Here is a 15,332-nt window from a genome sequence, read left to right as displayed (position 1 = left end):
TCCCAAAGGACTTATGCTATTTTTGATTAATGTAAAGCTTTTTTCAATGTTTCAAGATTTTGTCTCATAATGCTAAAATAATCAGCACTGTTTTTAATATCCTCTTCTGTAGCTGATTCCAGGTTATGAAGAGTTAGAGCTTCTGCGTTGATTTCTTTTTTTACCATTTCAGATACTTTTGAAGTAAGATTTTGCTCAAACAATACAAACTTGATGTTATGTTCTTTTGCTAGGTTTATAATGTGTGTTAAATCCTTTTGGGTAGGCTCATTTGTTGGTGATAATCCAGAAACACTTATTTGTTTAATACCATACCTAGATTCCCAATATCCGTAAGCTGCATGGGATACTAGTATTTCTTTCCTAGAAGACTCGTTCACAACATCCATGAATTCTTGGTCTAATGCATGCAAGTTTTTAACTAGTTCATCGAAGTTTTTCTCAAAGTCTTTTTTAGTCTCTGGTTTTAATTCCTCAAGAGTATGAAGAATATTTTCAGCCAACTCTACAGCTAAAAGAGGATCTAACCAAACATGTGGATCAACGTCCCCATGATGATGGTGGTCTTCCGTACCTGATCCACTATCAACTTGCCCCTCGTGTTCATCATGTTCATCATGGCTGTGGCTTTCCTCGTTATTCGAATCAGATTGATGGTGGTCGTGTTCGGTTTCATCATCATGTACTTCGTGTTCTTCTTGTGCTTTCAAAAGTTCCATATCTCCTGTAGCCTTCACCAGTTGAACCTTTTCATTTTCCAATGTTTTAATGGCTGCATCAATGAATCCTTCTACTCCTGCACCAACATAAATAAGAGCATCTGCTTCCGCAATCCCTACCATTGTTTTGGTAGTAGGTTCGAATGTGTGAGCGTCAGCGCCTGTAGGGAACACACTTAAAACTTCTACATGTTCACCACCAATTTTTTCTGTGAAATCCTGTAATGGAAAAACTGTAGTATAGATTTTAAGTCGTTCAGATGGTGTAGGGGTGTTCTTAACTTCGGTTGTACTCGTTTTGTTTTCTGAAACACATCCAAACAAAAATGTGGTTGCTAATAAAACGAAAAATGCAATAACGTGCCTAATTTTCATCAATTTCCCTCTCAATCATAATCATTTCGATTTACTCGGTATATGTAAAGTTATATCGTAAACATTACGATTATGAGACCAAAAAAATTTAATGTTCAAGCACTTGGTGCATTTTTTTAGTCGCTTTAATTCAAACAAATCGTAATGATTTCGTTTTACTTAAACAATATTACGATAGAACATATAAACTTTCAAGTAAAATTTTGGAGTGGAAATGATTTATTATTTATTTTCTTCAAGAATAGGAGAGTCATTACCTTTTCTCCAATTTGGTAGAGGCTGGTACACGTGACCTATCCCAGAGGTTTCCAATTTTGGAGTATTTAGTACCTTTTATGATTTTAAAGGAGCATGTTTACATAATCACCTAGTCAACGGGCCATAACATGTATAATCCCAATATATCCCGAATTATCCAAAAATATGGCATTTGAGCAATTATTCGAAAAAGATATACAATTTTATATGACATCATTGTTCGTGGTACTTTCGTTTCAAAAATCTTTTTGGAAAAAAGTATTACCAAATACAATCTTTTCTAGAATAAAAAACTCAGGGGGTATTTAGGTACATGAAAAAACGACTATTAATATTATTTTTAGTACTCGTGATGGGAATCATGACAGCTTGTGGATCAGGTCAGGAAGCAGGTGGGTCAACTGACGGAGGAAAGTCTAGTAGTGATTCTACAAGTTTACTAGAAGAGCTAAAAGAAAAAGGAACCGTTAGAATTGGTTTTTCAAATGAACCACCATATGCCTATCAGGATGCAAAAACGGGTGAATTAAAAGGAGCAGCCGTTGAGATTGCTACAAAGGTCTTTCACAATATGGGAATTGAAAATGTAGAAGGTCAAATAGCAGAGTGGAATCAACTCATTCCAGGAGTAAAAGCTGGTAAGTTTGATGTAATCACAGCAGGAATGGCAATTTTACCAGAACGTGCTGAACAAGTGCAATTTGGAGAACCAGAAATTCAATATGGTGAAGGTTTAATTGTTGAAAAAGGAAATCCATTAAATCTACATAGTTACACGGATATTGCTAATAATCCTGATGTGATTGTAGCTGTCATGTCTGGGACAACTGAAATAGAGTTTTTAACTGAAATGGGTGTTAGTGAAGATCAGATTCTTGAGGTTGCTGACATTCCAGCTACATTCTCTGCCGTCCAATCAGGTCGAGCACAAGCGACAACAGGGACCGAAATGACAGTGAAAATGGCCCTGCAATCTTCTGACCAATCTGCGTTAGAATTTGTTGAGGATTTTGAACAACCTGATATAAAAGGTGTACCAAGTTTTGGTGCAGCAGCTTTTGCTCAAGGTAGCGACGAACTCAGGGAAGCTTACAATGCAGAGCTAAAGAAACTTAAAGAAAACGGAGAGATTCTTGATCTCATTACCCCATCTGGTTTTGGAGAAGGGAACCTTGTTCCAAACGATTTAACAACGGAGCAAGTGATCGAAAGTTTAAAATAACACGGGGAAAAGATAGACAGATCTCCCAAATGGGAGATCTGTTTTTTAGCGGAATTTTGTGTTCAAGACGAGATTCGGATAGTTAAAGGGGATTGTGAGAAATGATATGCAACTCTGCGGTTAAAGCGCAATTATGCAAAATAAAAACGCAATTCCACCGGTTTAATCAAAAAAGAGGTGAGTCCAATTAGTCAAATAGGTGAGATCTTCTCAATTTTACTTCAAGGTCTAAATATTACGATTACAATTTTAGTTACATCTGCATTTTTCTCCTTTCTAGTTGCGTTTTTAGCGGGGTTTGGCCGTTTATCGAGGAATATATTTATCCGAAAATTTTCGGGTTTTTTCGTTGAAATCTTCCGAGGAACTTCTTTAATCATTCAATTATTTTGGTTTTTCTATGCACTGCCAATTTTGTTTGGGATTGAATTAGGTTCTGAATTTTGGGCTTGTGTGATAGCCATTTCAATGAACTATGGTGCCTATATGTCGGAGACCGTTCGTGGTTCGATTCTCTCCGTTTCACACGGACAAACAGAGGCCGCGGTTGCTCTCAATATGTCACGCTTTCAGCGGATGAGAATTGTGATTTTGCCACAAGCGGTACGGATGATGCTTCCGGAATTCGGTAATTATTTGATACAAATGTTAAAGGCAACTTCTCTAATATCACTAGTAGGCTTGGCTGATATTGTGTATAAAGGCCAACTTTATACAAATACCAATCTTTCTTCTACGCCTACCGTCTACTTACTAATTCTTGTATTCTACTTTATTATCGCCTTACCTTTAATTGGTTTAACTAAGTGGGCGGAAAAACAATCATCGAAGGGAGTGGCAAGTGAATAATGTGGGATTGGAATATGTTTTTTGGATCACTTCCGATGATTTTTAAAGGGCTGTGGGTGACCGTTGGGGTAACAATTGCTTGTTATCTTTTTGCGATGGTGTTTGGATTTGTTTGGGTTTTTCTAAAACGAATCCCACTTAAACCCTTTCAGTGGATTGTGTCATTTGTGCTTGAGTTTATTCGCTCGACACCGCCACTTGTGCAATTGTTTTTTTTGTTTTTTGGGTTACCAATGGTTCCATATGTTGGCGTGAGCTTAAGTCCATTCACGGTTGCGGTGCTAGGTCTTGGTGTTCACTATAGTACATATATATCTGAAATCTATCGTTCTGGTATTCAATCTGTGGATAAAGGGCAATGGGAAGCCTCAATCGCTTTAAATATGTCTGTGAAAGATAGATGGACAAAAGTCATCCTTCCACAGGCGATTCCTCCAACGATCCCGATGCTAGGGAATTATTTAATCATCATGTTCAAGGAGGTCCCTTTGACATCGACCGTTGGGGTTGCTGGTATGTTGCTTATGGCGGATAAATTCGGTGCGAGAAATTGGGCTTATTTAGAACCATATACATTAGTGGCTATTTTCTTCCTGCTATTAAGTTATCCATCAGCAATCTTAATCAAAAAATTAGAAAACAAGATGAACCGACGATTTGATAAGAAAGATCCAACAGGAGCTAAGAATTTAAAAAAGGGAGTGGCAATCGATGGCTGAGCCGATTGTAACATATAAAAATGTGACAAAATCTTTCGATGAGGTAGATGTCTTAAAAGGAATTAACTTAGATATCGCACCAGCTGAAAAGATCGCACTAATCGGACCGAGTGGGTCTGGTAAAACGACGATTATTCGGTTATTAATGACATTGGAGGAACCAACTTCAGGGGTCATCGAGGTGAATGGCCAAAACCTCTGGCAAATGGAGAAAAAAGGTGAATTAGTCAGAGCTAATGAAAAGCACTTAAGGCAGATTAGAGGGGATATCGGGATGGTATTTCAGCACTTTAATTTGTTTCCGCATATGACTATCTTAGAAAATTGTATGACAGGTCCCATTAATGTGAAGGGCCAATCAAAGGAAGAAGCTAAGAAGAATTCAATCGAAATGTTAGAAAAAGTTGGTTTAGGTGATAAATTAGAAAACTATCCAAATCAGCTTTCAGGTGGTCAAAAACAACGGGTAGCGATGGCACGCGCGCTCGTCATGCGTCCGAAAGTGATGCTTTTTGATGAAGTAACCTCAGCCCTTGACCCAGAGCTAGTAGGTGAAGTACTAGAAGTGATCCGTGAAATCGCCAAAGAAGGCGAAATGGCAATGGTCCTGGTCACACATGAAATGGATTTTGCACGAGACGTCGCCGACCGAATTATTTTTTTAGAAAACGGCGTAATCGCCGAACAAGGAACACCCGAAGAAGTACTAGAAAACACCGAAAGCGAACGCCTTCAACAATTCCTAAGTCGTTTCCGGTCTTAAAAATCGAACGTGTCATGATTGGGTCATGGGGACAGTTCCCTTGACCCACGCCCAACAACTAAATGCTAGAAAAAAGTAGAGTTGATGATCAAACAGGATCGGCAACTCTTTTTCTTGTTGGAGTAACAAAGAAAAGTAAAGTGAAAATAGAGAGTTCTATATGAAATCTAATTGTTTAGTTATTTATAAAGGATTAAGAAAAAGCTACAATATCATTTACAAGATGGTTGGAAGCAATCATTTTAGAAGATATTATCTGTGGTGAAGAAGTGGTGTCACAATTGAATAACATTTGTTAGCAGAAGTAGGACACCTTCGTGGATATTAATTTTTATAATTATTAAAAGCATTTAATAGTTTATCGAGTTCTTGACTACATTTGATTGTTTCTCTATTTAACAGGCCATTCGAGCTAGCAAGACGAATCATTTCATCCCTTTTCCGAACGATTGATATAATAATAGATTCCCGATTAAACTGTGTATTTTCCTGTAACAATTTTTACACCTCTTTATTCATTTAACGCTTCAAAAAAACAAATACAAACACTATTATGCAAATTTTTTTACATAAAGAAAAGACCTTCGACAAAATAAGTCAAAAGAAGATAAAAAAGTATGTGACAAAAATGTGAAAAATATAACTTCCACTTTACATAATGAGATATTTTTAATTGGTTGATAGAATAGTGGAGGGGGTACATTTCAATCCAATAACTAACGTGACAAAAATGTTAGATTAGTCCGCCAAAATGTAAGATTAGTCGATGGTTTTTCTCGTTTAAGTATACTATATTTAAGAATAGGTCCAATTGCGTCGACCTATTAATCGTTTTATAAGGAGGTAACAATGGGGGAACTGGATTTCATATTAATAATCAAAATGATTATTGTTGGGCTCGTACAAGGTTTTACAGAACCAATTCCGGTGTCATCTAGTGGGCACGTCATGATTGCGAGTGAAATCTTGGGGTTAGGTGAACAAGGATTTACTTTTGCTATCTTAACAAATACAGCTTCACTCTTTGCGATACTTTTTATTTATCGAAAAGATATCACAAGACTTGCAGTAAATTCATTTCATTATTTGAAGACGAAAGAACTTCGTTATAAGAGTGACTTTCGGTTTGTTTTCTTTATCGTTATAGGTACTATTCCAGCAGGTGTTCTCGGGATATTATTAAGTGACTTTATTGCAGAAAATGTTAGCATGACGACGATTGCGTTGATGCTTTTCGTCACAGGAATTGCCTTGTGGTTAATTCGCAATATGAAGGGTAATAGAGGAGAAAGTGATCTTACAATCAAGGATGCTTTCATTGTTGGACTGGGGCAGGCTGTGGCATTAACACCAGGTATCAGTCGTTCAGGCGCTACCATTATTTCAGCCGTTGCTGTTGGAATGAAACCAGATACGGCTCTTCGATTTTCATTTATGTTGTATATTCCCGTGAGCCTCGGAGGAGTTATTCTAGGTCTTTCTGATTTTCTAAGCGAACCCAATAAAGCAGACTTAGCGATACCGTATTTAGCTGCATTTATAGCAACACTTTTCATGACCTATATTGCCTTGAAGTGGTTTATGGGAATTATGAAAAGTGGGAAGCTATCTTATTTTACATATTATTGTTTCTTAGTGGGAGCATTACTTCTCATTTTCTTCTAACACTCATAATATTTAAACGAACGGTGCGATAATCCATGAAAGGTTATCGCTTTTTTTGTTGCTCTAATTCAAAAGTACTAAAAAAGTACTATTTATCCAAAATTATACATTTTTAAGTATCTTTGATACAAAATACCGTATTAAAGGAGGGAGAAAGATGCCATCATTTTTTAAAAAGAAAGAAAAACACCCACAAGAAGTCTCCTTACCTGAGAGTCAAGTTTTGGAGTCAAAGCAAGAGAGTATTAGTGGTCACGTAGATCATACAGTAGAAGAGGTTAAACAAATTTTCGAAAAGGATATCGACTTTTCAACTAGAAGGTTTCATTTATTTGGTGAAACCTTATCTGTCGTCCTGTATATGAGTAGCTTAGTTGATCAAGAAAAAATTGATCGAGATATTATCAAGCCTCTCCAAGAGAAAAGACTTGGTGAGACCTACCTTCAATCCAAACTCAACACAAATGGTCTTATATCCACCCTCCTTGAAGATGTGCTCTATCATTGTTCAGGAACATCTGAGTCAATATTATCATCTTTATTGTCTGGTTTATTAAGAGGGAAATGTGTTGTTCTTATAGATGGTTCCGAGCGTGCTCTTCTTCTTGATGCCTTCAAGTCTGAAAAGCGGGGTCTTACACAACCTGAGACTGAGAGAGTGGTTCGAGGTCCTCGTGATGGGTTTATTGAACAAATCATGACGAATGTATCCCTATTACGTTATCGATTACCTGTACCTGAGTTCAGAATCGAGCAAATGGAAGTTGGAAGTCGTACAAAAACAAGAGTCGGGATTAGTTATATAGAGGGAATTGTTAATAAAGAGTTATTGAATGAGGTGAAAAAGCGTTTAGATCGAATTGATATTGACCGTATACTGGATGCTGGATATATTGAGCAGTTTATTGAAGATAATCCCAGGTCTCCGTTTCCACAGGTTCAAAATACGGAACGGCCAGATAAAGCGGTAGGAAATTTACTAGAAGGTAGAGTCGTACTCCTAGTAGATGGTTCGCCGTTTGTATTAATTGTACCTGCAGTTTTTAATCAATTTTATCAAACGAGTGAGGATTATAATGAGAGATTTATGATTACGAGTGCAGTCCGCTTGATTCGATTTATGTCTCTCATCTTTTCATTAACGTTTTCCTCCTTTTATGTAACGGTTCTTTCATATCATCCAGAAATGATTCCAGCGAAATTTGTTGTCGCTGCTTCAAGCGGTCGTGCTGGGGTTCCCTTTCCCGTGTTTATTGAGGTGCTACTGATGGAGGTGGCGATGGAAATATTACGTGAAGCAACTGTCCGAATGCCTCAGCAGGTGGGTGGGGCACTCTCAATTGTTGGGGTCCTTGTTATTGGACAAGCAGCTGTTTTGGCTGGGTTTGTTAGTCCAATTACAGTTGTTATTATTGCATTATCAACGATTGGTTCGTTCGCAACACCTTCGTATAATGCAGCAACAGCTTTTCGAATGTTGCGTTTCCCCTTAATCCTTCTCGCTGGAAACTTTGGATTACTTGGATTAGCGTTTGGGGTTATTTTCGTTATCAATCATATGCTATCATTGCGTTCCTTTGGCCTTCCATATATGACTCCTGTTGCCCCTGGAAACTTTACAGGCATTAAAGATTCATTCTTTCGTGCTCCGCTCAGATGGTTAAAGAATCGCCCAGCAGAGTTAAAGCCACAGGATATAAAACGGATGGACCTTAAAAGTGAAAGGATTCCGAAGTCGTCATTGAATGGTCAAAAGGATGGTGATACCAATGGATAAGCAGCGCGAAAAAATTACAGCGGTACAAGTTGCATTTATAGTCATAAGCTCTATCCTTGGTGTTGCAATGCTCGCCTTTCCGAGATTTGTTGTCAAGGGGGCAGGAATTGGCGCCCCATTTGCGAGCATAATTGGAGTTGGAATTACTTTCATTGGTCTTTTAGCAGTTGTGTATTTGGGAAAAAGATTTCCGAAGCATACCTTCATTACATACAACGAAATCATCTTAGGTAAATTTATTGGTCGCTTTTTTAGTGTAGCGATCATTCTATTATTCACGATGAACATGGGCCTTGAAACCCGACAATTCGCAGAAGTTGTCGCAGGTGTACTTCTACCGACTACACCCATTCAGATAGCCATCTTTATGATGATATTTTTATGTGCAACAACGGGGTTTCAAAATGTTTCAACCTTTGCCTATATTCATTTTTTCTATATGCCTTTGATCATTTTTCCATTTGCACTTGTCTTACTTCCAGCCTTTGGAAATGTTGAGGTGTATCACATTACTCCAATTCTGGGAAATGACCCAACATGGAGTGAATTTTTAAAAGGGAGTATTGTGGTCACGCAGTCGATGTTAAGTTTTTTCATTATCACAATGGTCATCCCTTATATGAAGCAACCGGAAAAATGTGTGAAGGGTGGAATCTGGGGGCTTCTGATCGCGAGCATTATTGTCATCTTTATTGTATTCATGACTGTTGGTGTATTTGGAGATGAGGAAATTCTTCAAACGATATGGCCAACATTAATCCTAGGTAGAATGATAACCGTTCCAGGCGAAGTTTTAGCTAGGGTGGATGCAATTTTGGTGATTTCTTGGATATACGGTGTTTTTACAACACTTTTATCCTATTATTTTCTAATTGTTCGAGGTATAGGGGAACTTTTTCGATACTACAATTACCGAGTGATTGCATTAGCAGGTTTTCCGATTGTCTTTTGTATAGCCATGTTTCCAAGAAATATTTATCATATGTATGAATTATTAATGCTCGTTACATTTTCTGGCCTTCCTTTTACGATTGTATTTCCTGTGATTCTTTTAGGAATTGCAAAGATTCGTAAAAAAGGAGGGATTTCAGCATGAAAATGATACGAGTTGTTATGCCGCTTCTTGTATTAACTCTTTTTTTATCTGGGTGCTGGGACAGGTATGAGCTAGAGGATCGAGCAAATATACTGGCACTTGCGATTGATCTTGCTGAGGGGGATGATGAAACTGAAGTAACACATCGCGAAGGAGACTTTCCAGGAGGACAAAAGGATATTTTATATAAGGTTACTGCTCAAATCGCATTACCTGGAAAAATCAAGCTTGGCCCTGAAGGCGGTGGTGGGGAAGGCTCTGAAAAAACTGCGTGGTTATTAGAAACATATGGGCATACGATAAAAGATGCCATGTCCAATCTTCAGCAACAGCTCGCTGAAAAATTATATTTAGGTCATTTACAGATTATTGTCGTATCTGATGAAATCGCTAAGAAAGGGATATCGGATATAAGTGAATTTTTAAAACGTGATTATGAGGTCCGAAGAACAGCCTGGATGGTAATAAATAAAAAGAATGCAGCAAAAGTGTTAAGAACGGCACCACCACTTGAAACAGTACCTGCACTTTATTTGGGCGATACACTTGATAATGCGGTCCGCTTTGGAAAGCTACCAAGTGAATATCTCGGAAACTTTTGGATAGATGTTTCAGATAAAGGGATTGACCCAGTTCTCCCAGGGATAAAAGTCATTAACAAGGATCGAATTATGGTTGATGGAATCGTCTATTTTAGAGGTGAAAAAATGGTTGGACTAACGTCTCCAATGGAAATTGGTGCGTTTATGGATATGAAAGAGAAGGCTTCCGGCGGTTACCCTGTTACTGTTTCGTTAGATAATAAGAGTGTTTATATGATTCAAGCTCAAGAACGAAACTCAAGAATAAAAGTTGATGTGAAAAAAGGAGCACCGAGTGCAAAAATTAATGTAGAGATAGATGCAATTCTTGAGGAAGCCATTGGCGTAACCGTGAATGGCGAAAAAATCAACCAAATTGAAAAAGCAGCCAATAAAAAGATGGAAGAAGTTAGCAGTAAATTAATAAAGCAGCTACAGGAGAATGGGTCTGATGTTCTAGGTCTAGGCGCCAGAATCAGAGCCAAATTCGGTACATATTGGGACAAGGAAGTGAAAACCGATGAAAAATGGTCTGAAATATACAAAGATATGGAGATAAAGGTTACATTCAATTATAAAATCCGGCGGACTGGGTTGGATTGGGAGTAGGAAACAACGTTGGATATCGGTGTTTGTGATGGGATTAATAATTTCAGTTGTTTCACAGAATTGAGATTGTGAGATATTACATAAGAAGAATGCGATAGTTCTAGAAGGATTATCGCTTTTTTTGTTGAAGATATCTATCTAAAGCTGTGCCTTTTTGAGTTGAAACGGCTAGACAAATTACAGGAGAAGTGGGGCTTGTAAGAAGGAGTGTCACATAAGATGGATTATACAAGTTTGATTATGATGGCTATTGTATGGGGAGGTTTATTATTTTACTTTTTAGCTCCTACACAAAGAAAATCGGAAACAGTATCTCATGGAAAAATAAATTTTGTTGATGCGTTAAAGTACAGTTTTGTTAACGTAACCTTTCATAAAAAAGGAATTTTAGCATTAACTTTAATTGTGGTTACCATATTTGTAACTTCGTGGTCGCAACAACAAGCGGAATTATATAACGAAATGCATGGAATTAATTCGCAAACAGAATCCATAAATTACACGCTCGGGGTAGTTATTTATTCATTAATGATCTATTTGTTACATATTATTGGAAGATCCTTAAAGATCTTAACAAATGATCCATAAAAAATAAGATGTCCCAGCATAGAGACATCTTTACTTATTTTTAGCAATATCTTTTCTATTTGGAGCAAGTGGCGGTTGTTCCAACCATTTATTTTTCGTCATTATATTAAACCATTCTTTAGTAATCATTAGATTTCTTAATATGATTTTCTCATAAGTTGCTACGAGGTCAAATCTCATGGCAGAAGCTAGTCCTGCACCGTGATAAGATTGTGCTGATTGTAATAAGAAACCTATATGAAACATCATCAACTTATCGGAAAATGGTGAATCTTGAGAGTTAGTTACCTCTGTTTCCCAGGACATGGGAACAGGCAAATTATCCGCTTTAAGTAATTTACTCAGTGCTTGAATTTGTAGATCTGATGCTTTTTCTGCTTTCTCTAAAAATTTTCTAACTTCCTGTGATTGAGTTACTTGGCTAAATCCTATAGAAAGTGACTTTTCTAATATTTTCTTTTTTATATTAAGTGATAAGGCGATAATTTCTGTAGCAGCTAACGGCCGTTGTTCTCCGAAAAAATCACCTAAAAATTGTTGGCCTGATACATATTCTGGACCTTTTGCCGGATAAAAGTAGGGATCTCTTTGAAAATGTCCCTTTTCCAATAGTAATTCAATTGTTCTATTGTACATATTCATTCCGTCATTACAACATGATTGATAAAAGTGTCTCAGGTCCTTTCTTACGGAAGAACTAAGGGCTGTAGAATGTCCTAATATACCATGAAGGGTCATTATATGTAGATAGTGCAAACAGAAGATGTCAGTGAACAACCTTTTTGTCGTCTTGTTTAGATCAGACTCGCTAAATCCGATTGGAATTGGGAATTCCTGACTTTCTATGAATGTTTTTAACTGCTTTTTTTGTTGCGCAAATATCTTAACGGCATCTTCGAATAGCTCTTTTATTTTCTCATCTTCTATAATGGAAAACATATATTTATTTACTGTATCAACTGCAGTTCCGTTTACATATTCTCCCCATAGCGTTCCTATTTCAGCCGACGTGAGTTTTAATGCTTCTTTATCCATCCCAATCACCTCTTGCTAATCTTTCCCTGAGTATGGTGTTTTTATAATTTACATGATTAAAGCGGAACTACTGTTATGGATTAAAGTCCAATACTTCCAAGAGTTTTTCTGTGTTGCCTACGATGGTCAAGAAAAATGGTTTGTTTTCGTCGTCAAACAGCATTAGATATGGGTCCTCTTGACTAGGAAGAATAATGGTTACTTCATCTACAAGGTCATCAAACCATTTATTTCTTACCATAATATTAGGTTCTAGTGGAATTCTTACCATAAATCCTTTAGTGGGAATAGGGTTATATTTTGCATATACACCGGTTATTCCCTTAAGAAACTTCTCTACTTCATGTTGTACATCCGTGTTTAGTTGTACATTTTTTATAACTTTGTCTTGATCTATATCGAATATTTGTATTTGCTGATTCGTTTGAGCAATAGCATTTGTTGATAGTAATTGAAAAATAAAGAGAAATACGAATACCTTTTTTACCATTTGAACCACCTCAGGTGTATTGTTCCCCAAAAAGAAGGTAAACAACTAAATATACGAGAACAGTTAAAAGAGGAGATTAGTATTCACTGTAATCCTTAAAATTGGATTGACCGTGGTAGCTTTAAGGGGATACTTCAAGACTAAGCTTTTGTGGCATGTGACAGTAGGTATGGTAAGCCTTACGATATGTAGTTAATCATGAAAATTGTATATTTGAAATGAAAGGATTGAGAGCGATGACAAATTACATTAAACAGAGAAGAGTCATTTTAGATTTAGCAGTGACGTTAGATGGTTTTATTGAAGGGAAAAACGGAGAAGTGGATTGGTGCATTATGGACCCTGATATGGAATTCACTGATTTCTTAAAACAAATTGATACTATTTTATATGGTAGAAAAAGCTACGATTTATGGGGGCAATATACTCCAAATAAGGGAGAGTCTGATTCTGAAAAGGAAATTTGGAAATTGGTACATAGTAAAGAGAAATACGTGTTTTCCCGAACAAAAAAGACGGACCATCAAGCGATATTTATCAATGAAAAGATTGTTGAAGAAATAAATAAATTGAAGAAAAAACCTGGTAAAGACATCTGGCTATATGGCGGCGCAAGTCTCATTACAACGTTTATACATTTAGGACTTGTTGATGAATTTAGATTATCTATTCACCCTGTTGTTTTGGGGGAAGGAAAACCATTGTTTATTGATTTGAAAAAGAGGATAAATTTAAAAATGGTTCAAACAAGAACGTTTTCGTCTGGAGTTGTGCAAATCATTTATCATTGGAATGGACATTCAAACTATCAATCATGAGGAAGCGAAAAATAGAAATTATTACGAGAAAAATTTAGGAAAAAGAGTATGAACAGAGACAAATAGACACACAGCTACAATGGAGGATCATCGAACGGGTGATCTTTTTATTTTAGGTGTTATGGAATATTATGTAATAATGATAACTGAGTGTAACTCGGACCATTCCAACCATGACGAATTCAATAGTTTGGAGGATGATTATGTGTAAAAAAATAGGTCTGATTCTTGTATCCATGATGTTTCTTTTCGTACCTTTATTAGCTCAGGGTGCACCATCATTTGATACGGAAGATGTTGATGAATACGTTACAAATTATATTAAAAAAAATGGACTGCCCGGTGCAGCCATTGTAATCGTTAAGGATGGAACAGTGCTATACGAAAAAGGATATGGGCATGATTCTGAAGGTGAACCACTTACAGCGAAGTCTAAAATTGGCCTTGCTTCTGGTACTAAGCCATTTACTGCATTTGCTGTTTTACAATTGGTCGATGAAGGGAAAATAAGGCTGGACGACCCGATTGTAGATTATCTCCCGGAACTTACAATTAAGGATAATAGGTGGAAACAGGTGACTGTACGACAATTGTTAAGTCATACCTCAGGACTGACGAACCCGACTATTGTGGCCCCAGCGAATACATTAAAAGAGGGAGTAGAACGTTTCTATGATTGGCAGTTACAATCGGATCCTGGCCAAAAATATTTTTATAGTAATGCAAACTACTGGACTCTAGCATACTTAGTTGAACAGATGAGCGAAATGACGTTTCATGATTATTTGACACAAAAGGTATTTGTACCACTCGGAATGAATGATTCTATTTCAGTCGTTAATTCAGGTGACATTGAAGAATATGGAATACCTCGTGGATTTGTCACATTATTCGGCACTGCAATACCATGGAGAGAGCTTGAAAGTATGTTTAGTGGTTCGGGAAGTATCTTTACGACAGTTAGTGATATGGGGAAATGGCTCTCTATGCATACGAACGAAGGGAAAAACGATAAAGGGGAATCTTTATTATCGCAAGAGCTATTAAAAGAATCATATTCACCACAGCCTGGTAGTGAAAAATATGGACTTGGCTGGTCGATTAGCTCTCCAAATATTAAACCAGCCCGTATCTCTCATAGTGGATCGATATCTACTTTTCAATCTCAACAAGATATCGTTCCAAGTAGTGGTTATGCAGTTGCCGTATTACTCAATAGCTTTACTGCTACTTTCGAACATTCGTATGAGATAAGTTCTGGAATCATACAATTGACGGAAGGAAATGTCCCAGAATTAAAAGCCCCAACACCAAAAATCATTGATTATTCACTGGGTGTGTTGACACTCGTTTATTTAATCTTAGGAATCAGAGGAATACGAAGAAGTAAAAAATGGACGGAAAAACGTAAGAAACATACAGCGTGGAGGTTCTACTTCCGATTGATTCCTCAATTGATACCTGTTGTGGGAATTGGCTGGTTATTATTTATTGTTCCGACCCTAGAGAATAACAGTTCGACGATTCTGGATGCGTTCGGTTTGTTTCCTTCTGCGATGATCTTTTTGACAATCACTTTTATGATTGGATTGGTACTTACTATTTTGAGAATTTACTACCGATTAAGGGAACTTGATTGATGAAAGGTATATTGAGAAGCTGTAAAACTATAAATGCTATCCCGCAAATGGCCTAAACGGTATATCACAAGCTCGAGAAACGATAAAAGGTATACCGCAAATGGTCTAAACGGTATATCACAAGCTCG

15 protein-coding genes are annotated in these 15,332 nt (G+C 37.0%); 11 read left to right on the top strand and 4 right to left on the bottom strand.

Annotation, left to right across the window (positions count from 1 at the left end):
* Positions 1 to 26 precede the first annotated feature (26 nt).
* The gene (locus tag CKK03_RS19970; protein WP_099364265.1) at positions 27 to 1,094 is read right to left on the bottom strand and encodes a metal ABC transporter solute-binding protein, Zn/Mn family; all 1,068 of its coding nucleotides are present in this window, start codon (positions 1,092 to 1,094) and stop codon (positions 27 to 29) included.
* A gap of 571 nt (positions 1,095 to 1,665) precedes the next feature.
* On the opposite strand from CKK03_RS19970, the gene ehuB reads away from it, so the two are divergent.
* The 4 genes from ehuB (at position 1,666) to ehuA (ending at position 4,905) form a co-directional block, all read left to right on the top strand.
* A complete protein-coding gene (gene ehuB, locus CKK03_RS19965; RefSeq protein WP_099364264.1) occupies positions 1,666 to 2,574 on the top strand; it encodes an ectoine/hydroxyectoine ABC transporter substrate-binding protein EhuB in 909 nt (302 codons plus the stop codon).
* A 186-nt stretch (positions 2,575 to 2,760) separates the two neighbouring features.
* Positions 2,761 to 3,423 carry an amino acid ABC transporter permease gene (locus tag CKK03_RS19960; RefSeq protein ID WP_099364303.1) on the top strand — a complete coding sequence of 221 codons (663 nt, stop codon included), beginning with the start codon at positions 2,761 to 2,763 and terminating at the stop codon, positions 3,421 to 3,423.
* On the top strand, positions 3,423 to 4,142 hold the full coding sequence (ehuD, locus tag CKK03_RS19955) for an ectoine/hydroxyectoine ABC transporter permease subunit EhuD (RefSeq protein ID WP_180271324.1): 720 nt from the start codon (positions 3,423 to 3,425) through the stop codon (positions 4,140 to 4,142). Before CKK03_RS19960 ends, ehuD begins: the two co-directional genes overlap by 1 nt.
* A complete protein-coding gene (ehuA, locus tag CKK03_RS19950; RefSeq protein ID WP_099364262.1) occupies positions 4,135 to 4,905 on the top strand; it encodes an ectoine/hydroxyectoine ABC transporter ATP-binding protein EhuA in 771 nt (256 codons plus the stop codon). Before ehuD ends, ehuA begins: the two co-directional genes overlap by 8 nt.
* Before the next feature lie 324 nt (positions 4,906 to 5,229).
* Here ehuA and CKK03_RS23510 read toward each other — a convergent pair whose 3' ends face one another.
* Positions 5,230 to 5,403 carry an aspartyl-phosphate phosphatase Spo0E family protein gene (locus CKK03_RS23510; RefSeq protein ID WP_142354043.1) on the bottom strand — a complete coding sequence of 58 codons (174 nt, stop codon included), beginning with the start codon at positions 5,401 to 5,403 and terminating at the stop codon, positions 5,230 to 5,232.
* Positions 5,404 to 5,754: 351 nt separating this feature from the next.
* Between CKK03_RS23510 and CKK03_RS19940 the strand changes: the two genes are divergently transcribed.
* From CKK03_RS19940 to CKK03_RS19920, 5 genes are all read left to right on the top strand, one after another.
* Positions 5,755 to 6,570: an undecaprenyl-diphosphate phosphatase gene (locus CKK03_RS19940; protein WP_099364261.1), complete on the top strand. Its 816-nt coding sequence runs from the start codon at positions 5,755 to 5,757 to the stop codon at positions 6,568 to 6,570.
* A 157-nt stretch (positions 6,571 to 6,727) separates the two neighbouring features.
* Positions 6,728 to 8,347 carry a spore germination protein gene (locus CKK03_RS19935; protein WP_099364260.1) on the top strand — a complete coding sequence of 540 codons (1,620 nt, stop codon included), beginning with the start codon at positions 6,728 to 6,730 and terminating at the stop codon, positions 8,345 to 8,347.
* Positions 8,340 to 9,443, top strand: coding sequence for a GerAB/ArcD/ProY family transporter (locus tag CKK03_RS19930; RefSeq protein WP_099364259.1), 1,104 nt, complete (start codon positions 8,340 to 8,342; stop codon positions 9,441 to 9,443). The genes CKK03_RS19935 and CKK03_RS19930 overlap by 8 nt, the downstream gene beginning before the upstream one ends.
* Positions 9,440 to 10,633, top strand: coding sequence for a Ger(x)C family spore germination protein (locus CKK03_RS19925; RefSeq protein WP_099364258.1), 1,194 nt, complete (start codon positions 9,440 to 9,442; stop codon positions 10,631 to 10,633). Before CKK03_RS19930 ends, CKK03_RS19925 begins: the two co-directional genes overlap by 4 nt.
* A gap of 219 nt (positions 10,634 to 10,852) precedes the next feature.
* Positions 10,853 to 11,221: a hypothetical protein gene (locus CKK03_RS19920; RefSeq protein ID WP_099364257.1), complete on the top strand. Its 369-nt coding sequence runs from the start codon at positions 10,853 to 10,855 to the stop codon at positions 11,219 to 11,221.
* A 30-nt stretch (positions 11,222 to 11,251) separates the two neighbouring features.
* Here the strand turns inward: CKK03_RS19920 and CKK03_RS19915 are convergent, their stop codons facing one another.
* Together CKK03_RS19915 and CKK03_RS19910 are read right to left on the bottom strand one after the other, a co-directional pair.
* Positions 11,252 to 12,256 carry a DUF3231 family protein gene (locus CKK03_RS19915; RefSeq protein WP_099364256.1) on the bottom strand — a complete coding sequence of 335 codons (1,005 nt, stop codon included), beginning with the start codon at positions 12,254 to 12,256 and terminating at the stop codon, positions 11,252 to 11,254.
* 73 nt (positions 12,257 to 12,329) lie between these two features.
* Positions 12,330 to 12,746, bottom strand: a complete 417-nt coding sequence (locus CKK03_RS19910; protein WP_099364255.1) for a hypothetical protein — start codon at positions 12,744 to 12,746, stop codon at positions 12,330 to 12,332.
* 236 nt (positions 12,747 to 12,982) lie between these two features.
* Between CKK03_RS19910 and CKK03_RS19905 the strand changes: the two genes are divergently transcribed.
* Both CKK03_RS19905 and CKK03_RS19900 read left to right on the top strand, forming a co-directional pair.
* Positions 12,983 to 13,564, top strand: a complete 582-nt coding sequence (locus CKK03_RS19905; RefSeq protein ID WP_099364254.1) for a dihydrofolate reductase family protein — start codon at positions 12,983 to 12,985, stop codon at positions 13,562 to 13,564.
* Positions 13,565 to 13,767: 203 nt separating this feature from the next.
* Positions 13,768 to 15,204 (top strand): serine hydrolase domain-containing protein, encoded by a 1,437-nt coding sequence (locus CKK03_RS19900; protein ID WP_099364253.1) that lies wholly within the window; start codon positions 13,768 to 13,770, stop codon positions 15,202 to 15,204.
* Positions 15,205 to 15,332: the final 128 nt, after the last annotated feature.

It is taken from the genome of Fredinandcohnia onubensis, from assembly GCF_002734215.1.
GTDB lineage: Bacteria > Bacillota > Bacilli > Bacillales > Bacillaceae_L > Ferdinandcohnia > Ferdinandcohnia onubensis.
The sequence above is the reverse complement of the archived record's forward strand: the minus strand, read 5'-3'. Positions and strand labels throughout refer to the sequence as shown.